The following is a 6,000-nucleotide window of genomic DNA, read 5'->3' as shown; positions in this document are numbered from 1 at the left end:
CGGTACGGGTTTTGCGGTACTTGGAACTGGTTCTGCTGCAGTGGGTTCTGCCGGTGTCGGTGCGGGTTCGGCATTGGCGGGTACTGGTTCGGCCGCGCTCGGTACGGGTTTTGCGGTGCTCGGAACTGGTTCTGCTGCAGTGGGTTCTGCCGGTGTCGGTGCGGGTTCGGCATTGGCGGGTACTGGTTCGGCCGCCCTCGGCGCGGGCTCTGCGGTACTCGGAACTGGTTCCGCCGCAGTGGGTTCTGCCGGTATCGGTACAGGCTCCGCACTGGCGGGTACGGGTTCTGCGGCAGTCGGTTCTGCCGGTGTCGGTTCCGCGGGAGTCGGTTCGGCCGCAGTCGGTTCCGCTGCGGTGGGTTCGGCCGGTGTCGGTTCCGGGGCAGTCGGTTCCGCCTCGCCATTGCTGCTGCTCTTGATCCCGCTGCCGCTGCCGCCCGCGGTGCCGCCCGCACCGATCATCGTTCCGCCCGCGCTCGTCGCACCACAGCTCGCGCCGGTCCCGGTGGCCGCGCCACTCGCCCCGGGTCTCGAGCAGGCACCGCCGCCCCCGGCGCCGACTGCGGTGTCGGCCAAGCCGAATCCGGACGTCCGGCCGACCAGCTCCGACGACGGTCTGCCGAAGCCCAACGTACTGGGCGTCGTCGGCGGCCTGATCGCACTCGCGCTTGCCGGAACCGGTTCCGGCGCAGTGAGTTTCCAGAGCGCGTCGGCCGCGCAGGCCCGCATCGATGCCGCTCGTGCCGAATTCTTCGGACCGCGGTCGTAAGGGGGTCTTCGATGAGTGAGAGCAGGACGCAAAGCGGACTCCGGGCCTATCGGCGGGTCGCGGCGGCGGTCGACGCGGTATGCGCCGTCGCCGCGGATTTCGATGCGACCACCCTGGAGGAGGTCGTTGCCTCCATTGCCAGCGAGCGGCGCCGCGAGATCGAAATCGCCAGTGCCGAACTGGCTCCCGGTGTCTGCGGTCAGCGCCGTTTCTATCCGGATCGCGATGTCATCGTGCTCGCTGCCGCACTGCCGAGCCGCGACCACACGCTCGCACACGAATTGGGCCATATTATTTTCGATCACGAGGGTGCGCCCGCGCCGGAGGTGACGCTGGAAGCCAGTGACGATCTCATCGCCTACATGCTCAGTCAGCGCGCGCATCAGCAGATCGTCGACGACGGCGCCGACGAACTCGCCGAATGGGAGGCCGAAACCTTCGCCGCCATGTTGATGACGCGACTGCGGGTATTCAACAGCCGAGGCGCAGGCGTCTCGGTCCTTCGATTCGATGAGGCGCTGGGATGACCCTCTGGTTGACCGCCATGCTGGTCTGGGTTGCCTCCGGTGCTCGTGTGGGGCGCGTGCTGGTGAAGCCAGCGACGACCGCCCGGGTCGCCATCGTCGTCGCGGTCGCGGCGGTCGCGGTCGCGGCCACCATCGCGGTGCCCGAAGTCGCACTGGCGCTGGACAACCTGCTACCGCGCGGCCTGCATTCGGGCATGCTTTCCGACGGCGTGGTCACCTCGGCCTGGATTCTCTTTTCGACCGCGACTTCGGTGGTCGCCTCGGCGGCATGGCCGGTGGTCTCGCGTACCAACCTGCGCCAGATCGCCTTCATCATTTATGGCCTCGGTGTGCTCGCCATGGCGGTGAATCTGTTCTGGTCCACCACCTTCGGTTGGATAATCGTCGCGCTCGGCTGTGTGTTCGTCGTCATCACCGGTGTGCGCAATCTGGACTGGACCATCCTCGGTCGCGGTATCGCCATCTACACCGCGGGCACCGCGGTTATCGCGGTGCTGGCCGTGCTGCAGGTCCGCCGGGCCTGCATCGATGCGTCGCCCGCGAAGGCCGGTGAGCCGGACTGGGGTTGGCCGATCTGGGAGGCGGCCGCACTGCTCATCGCCTTCGGCGCGGTCTGGATCGTGGTGGAGTTGTGGGTGCGCGCGCGAATCCTGTTGCGGCAGATCAAGAAACTGCACCACATCATGGTCGGCCGGTTTCCGGAGGTGGGCGCTCACGAACAGACGGGCACCTCGACGCAGCTCAAGGCATCCGACCAGGTCGCGCAGATCATGGACGCGCTGTATCTGCAATCCGGCGGCGGCGTCGAATTGGTCGCAGCGGGTCCGCCACCGCCACTGGTATCGGCGCGTGCGGACCGCGTTGCGCAATGGGCGCGAAACCCTTTGGGCGATGTCGTAGTAGACGCGCGATGGATTGCTCCACCCGAGGGGATTAGCCCCCGAGGGTGGGTTCAGGCAATCGCGCGTGCCTACGAAGCGGGCGTCGGTGCCGCTGCCCGAAATTGATCGTGTGCAATCAAAACCGATCAGTCCGAAGCATTCTGAAGGACTCGGTCCTGGTATTCAATATGGTTGACATAGCAAGGAATCCGGGTGGGCTGATGGCCATGCCGGATTCCATGTGTCTACCGACGTATCCGCACAACTGATTTCGTTGCATACCGGTCACTTCGGGCGCACTTTTATCGCATCCCGCGCTCGTTGCCAAGCCCACAATTCATGGGTGGTGCAAGTCGAGAAGCGGCAATACCCCATGACGAAGTACGGTGCGACCCTGCGGGCCGCACCGTACTGCACTGCGGGAGAACCTATTCGGTACCGTCCGGAGGAATTTCGGGCAGACCTTCACTTGCCCGCAATTTCTCCGCCATGGACGTGAGAAGGTTCTGCGATTCTTCGGACAGATCGAACGCCCTACTCGACAACCGTCGCAGCCCGTAGCCCTGCAGCTGGGACAGCAACTCCAGATCGTGATCGATCTTGGCGGCATAGATGTCGTTGAAGAAGTAGTCCGGTTTGACCTTGAAGAACTTGGCCAGTGCAGCCACCGTTTCGTCCGACGGGTTGGTCCGCTGTCCCGACCTCAACTGCGAGAGGTACGGTTTCGAGATCGGATGCCCGGAGGCCGTCAGCGCAGCCGCAACCTCCGCGTTGGTGTGCGGCTTGCGCCCCGGGGGATGCACGGTTTCGAACAGCTTGTTCAGCCGCGCCGCGAAATCAGCCATTGTGAGCCGCCCAATTCCCTTCGCTGTACTAACAGTCGTTATCTCGGATACGTATCATTGATATTAGCGGCTCAGTAACTGAAAACCTACGCCTGATTCAGGATTTCCTTGAAGCTTCTAGGTACCGCTCCGGCGAAGTGACTGCGACCGTTGCGTTTGCGGGTCACGCCAACGGCTCTTGAGAACACGTGGTGTGAACCGGTTCTGGCCCGTCGCAGCGGTCTTCCCCGACAGGTCTATGATAGCGAAAAGATAGCTGATGAGTCATCTAGGCGGCTGGGCTGGCCTTTGTGTGGCGTACGACACGTTTTGGCCTCATTGAGATGAACGTTCAACTTTGGAGCACAATTGGTTGAATCCGCTACAACCGCTCGATGATGGTGCCGGTCGCCAATGCGCCACCCGCGCACATGAGCACCATCGCGGTGCTGCCGCCGGAGCGCTCGAGTTCGTGCAAAGCCGTTGTGATGAGCCGAGATCCGGTTGAACCGACCGGATGTCCGAGTGCAATGGCGCCGCCGTTTACATTTACCCGGTCCATGTCTGGTTTGTGTACAGAAGCCCATGAAAGGGCAACTGCCGCAAAGGCTTCATTGATCTCGAAAAGGTCGATGTCGCCAATATTCATTCCGGAGCGTTCGAGCAGTCGAGTGCACGCCTGCACCGGACCGTCCAGATGGAATTCCGGTTCCGCGCCGACGAGCACCTGGGTGAGGATCCGGGCGCGCGGGCGCAAACCCGCTCGCTGCGCGGCCTTTTCGTCCATCAGCAGTACGGCGGCCGCGCCATCGGAGATCTGCGAGGAGGTGCCCGCCGTGTGGACTCCACCCTCCAATACCGGCTTCAGCTTGGCCAGACCTTCGCGCGAGGTATCGCGCAGGCCCTGATCCCTTGTCACGTCCAGCTTTTCGCCGGTGAGCTTGCCTTCCTTGTCGACGGCGGGTGCGGTGACGGTGAGCACCTCGCGGTCGAAGCGCCCCTCGGCCCAGGCCTGTGCGGCCAGTCGCTGCGAGCGGACGCCGAGTTCATCAAGATCGTCACGAGTAAAGCCGCGCCGCTTGGCAATACGCTCGGCCGCCTCGAATTGATTCGGCAGATCGATATTCCAGGTGGCCGGGCGGCGCGGGCCCGCGTTCTCGCCGACGTTGGCGCCCAACGGAACTCGGCTCATGGCCTCCACGCCGCAGGCCATGCCGATATCGATGGCACCGGTCGCGATCAGTCCGGCGATCAGATGGTTGGCCTGCTGTGCCGATCCGCACTGGGCGTCGATGGTGGTGGCGCCGACCTGCCACGGCAGTCCGGCATGCAGCCAGGCGACGCGGGTGACGTTATTGGACTGTTCACCGGCCTGGGTGACGCAGCCGCCGATCACCTGCTCGACCGATGCGGGGTCCAGGTGCGCCTTCTCGAGCAGTCCGCGCTGAGCGAGGCCGAGCAGTTCGGCGGCGTGCAGACCGGCGAGCCAGCCGCCGCGCTTGCCGATGGGGGTGCGAGCGGCCTCGACGATGACGGGTGTGCCCATGTCCAACCTTTCTTTTGGGACAGAAACTGAAACGTGTGTTTACGTGCGATACGGCGGAGTCTGTCCTGTTCTTCCCTCATTATGCCGCCTATGCTTCAATGATTGTAGAACGTGTTTCAGTTTGTCGAAGGAGACATCTGGTGGTAGACCAGCGCAATGCCCGGCCGAACCTGCCGGATGGGTTCGATGTCACGGACCCGGACATTTATGCCGAGCGTGTTCCGGTCGAGGAGTACGCCGAACTGCGCCGAACCGCGCCGATTTGGTGGAATCCGCAGCCACCGGAAATCGGCGGCTTCCACGATGAGGGCTTCTGGGTGGTGAGTAAGCATGCCGACGTCAAGGAGGTCTCGCGCCGCAGTGATGTGTTCTCCACCTTCGAGAACACCGCGATCCCGCGCTTCAACGACGACATCACCCGCGAGCAGATCGAACTGCAGCGCTTCGTCCTGTTGAACATGGACGCGCCCCAGCACACCAAACTGCGCAAGATCATCTCGCGCGGTTTCACCCCGCGCGTAATCAACGGCCTGAAGGCCGAACTCAAGACCAGGGCCGAGGCCATCGTGAAGGAAGCGGTGGACAACGGCACCGGCGATTTCGTCACCCAGGTCGCCTCCGAGCTGCCGCTGCAGGCGATCGCCGAGCTGATCGGCATCCCGCAGGAGGACCGCAGGAAGGTCTTCACCTGGTCCAACGATATGACCGGCTACGACGATCCGGAGAGCACGGCCGATCCGGTCGCCGCCTCCGCCGAGGTGCTCGGCTACGCCTACCAGATGGCCGCGGCGCGTAAGGAATGTCCGGCCGACGATATCGTGACGAAGCTGATCGAGGCGGATGTCGACGGCGATGAGCTGACTCCCGAGGAGTTCGGCTTCTTCGTGATCATGCTGGCCGTCGCGGGCAATGAGACGACCCGCAATGCGATCACCCACGGTATGGTGGCCTTCCTGGAGCATCCGGACCAGTGGGAGCTGTTCAAGACGGAGCGTCCCGCCACTGCCGCCGACGAGATCATTCGCTGGGCCACCCCGGTCACCTCGTTCCAGCGCACCGCGCTGGAGGACACCGAACTCGGCGGCGTGCAGATCAAGAAGGGGCAGCGGGTGGTGATGCTCTACCGCTCGGCCAACTTCGACGAGGATGTCTTCGAGAACCCGGAGAAGTTCGACATCATGCGAAAGGACAACCAGCACTTGTCCTTCGGTGGTACCGGCGCGCACTTCTGCATCGGCGCGAATCTGGCGCGCATGGAGGTCGATCTGATCTTCAACGCCATTGCCGATGCCATGCCCGATATCACCAAGCTCGGTGACCCCAAGCGGCTGCGCTCCGGCTGGCTCAACGGCGTCAAGGAATTCCAGGTCGACTACAAGGCCTCGGGCTGCCCGGTCGCGCACTGAATCGCCGGGGATCCAGGCTTGTGTCGGCCGCCTGGATCCCCGGCTTC

General features: G+C 63.8%; 6 protein-coding genes. 4 read left to right on the top strand and 2 right to left on the bottom strand.

What is annotated here, in order from left to right:
• Positions 1 to 40: 40 nt before the first annotated feature.
• Genes ACIBG0_RS08340 through ACIBG0_RS08330 form a run of 3 tightly spaced genes read left to right on the top strand, consistent with a single transcriptional unit; the run spans position 41 to position 2,303 of the window.
• The gene (locus ACIBG0_RS08340) at positions 41 to 769 is read left to right on the top strand and encodes a hypothetical protein (protein ID WP_397030557.1); all 729 of its coding nucleotides are present in this window, start codon (positions 41 to 43) and stop codon (positions 767 to 769) included.
• Positions 770 to 780: 11 nt separating this feature from the next.
• Positions 781 to 1,296 carry an ImmA/IrrE family metallo-endopeptidase gene (locus tag ACIBG0_RS08335; protein WP_397030555.1) on the top strand — a complete coding sequence of 172 codons (516 nt, stop codon included), beginning with the start codon at positions 781 to 783 and terminating at the stop codon, positions 1,294 to 1,296.
• Entirely contained in the window at positions 1,293 to 2,303 is a 1,011-nt protein-coding gene (locus ACIBG0_RS08330) for a hypothetical protein (protein WP_397030554.1), read from the top strand. The genes ACIBG0_RS08335 and ACIBG0_RS08330 overlap by 4 nt, the downstream gene beginning before the upstream one ends.
• 302 nt (positions 2,304 to 2,605) lie before the next feature.
• Here the strand turns inward: ACIBG0_RS08330 and ACIBG0_RS08325 are convergent, their stop codons facing one another.
• Both ACIBG0_RS08325 and ACIBG0_RS08320 read right to left on the bottom strand, forming a co-directional pair.
• Positions 2,606 to 3,022: a helix-turn-helix domain-containing protein gene (locus tag ACIBG0_RS08325; RefSeq protein ID WP_011207048.1), complete on the bottom strand. Its 417-nt coding sequence runs from the start codon at positions 3,020 to 3,022 to the stop codon at positions 2,606 to 2,608.
• A 361-nt stretch (positions 3,023 to 3,383) separates the two neighbouring features.
• Positions 3,384 to 4,547, bottom strand: a complete 1,164-nt coding sequence (locus tag ACIBG0_RS08320) for a steroid 3-ketoacyl-CoA thiolase (protein WP_397030553.1) — start codon at positions 4,545 to 4,547, stop codon at positions 3,384 to 3,386.
• A gap of 98 nt (positions 4,548 to 4,645) precedes the next feature.
• On the opposite strand from ACIBG0_RS08320, the gene ACIBG0_RS08315 reads away from it, so the two are divergent.
• Positions 4,646 to 5,953: a cytochrome P450 gene (locus ACIBG0_RS08315; RefSeq protein ID WP_397030551.1), complete on the top strand. Its 1,308-nt coding sequence runs from the start codon at positions 4,646 to 4,648 to the stop codon at positions 5,951 to 5,953.
• Positions 5,954 to 6,000: the final 47 nt, after the last annotated feature.

Origin of the sequence: Nocardia sp. NPDC050630, assembly GCF_044457245.1 — a bacterium.
Taxonomy (GTDB): domain Bacteria; phylum Actinomycetota; class Actinomycetes; order Mycobacteriales; family Mycobacteriaceae; genus Nocardia.
The sequence above is the reverse complement of the archived record's forward strand: the minus strand, read 5'-3'. Positions and strand labels throughout refer to the sequence as shown.

Bases quoted from the DNA above. Each gene is read 5' to 3' on its own strand.
- ACIBG0_RS08335 (WP_397030555.1), top strand. From the start codon at position 781: ATGAGTGAGAGCAGGACGCAAAGCGGACTCCGGGCCTATCGGCGGGTC.
- ACIBG0_RS08330 (WP_397030554.1), top strand. From the start codon at position 1,293: ATGACCCTCTGGTTGACCGCCATGCTGGTCTGGGTTGCCTCCGGTGCT.
- ACIBG0_RS08325 (WP_011207048.1), bottom strand. From the start codon at position 3,022: ATGGCTGATTTCGCGGCGCGGCTGAACAAGCTGTTCGAAACCGTGCAT.
- ACIBG0_RS08320 (WP_397030553.1), bottom strand. From the start codon at position 4,547: ATGGGCACACCCGTCATCGTCGAGGCCGCTCGCACCCCCATCGGCAAG.
- ACIBG0_RS08315 (WP_397030551.1), top strand. From the start codon at position 4,646: ATGATTGTAGAACGTGTTTCAGTTTGTCGAAGGAGACATCTGGTGGTA.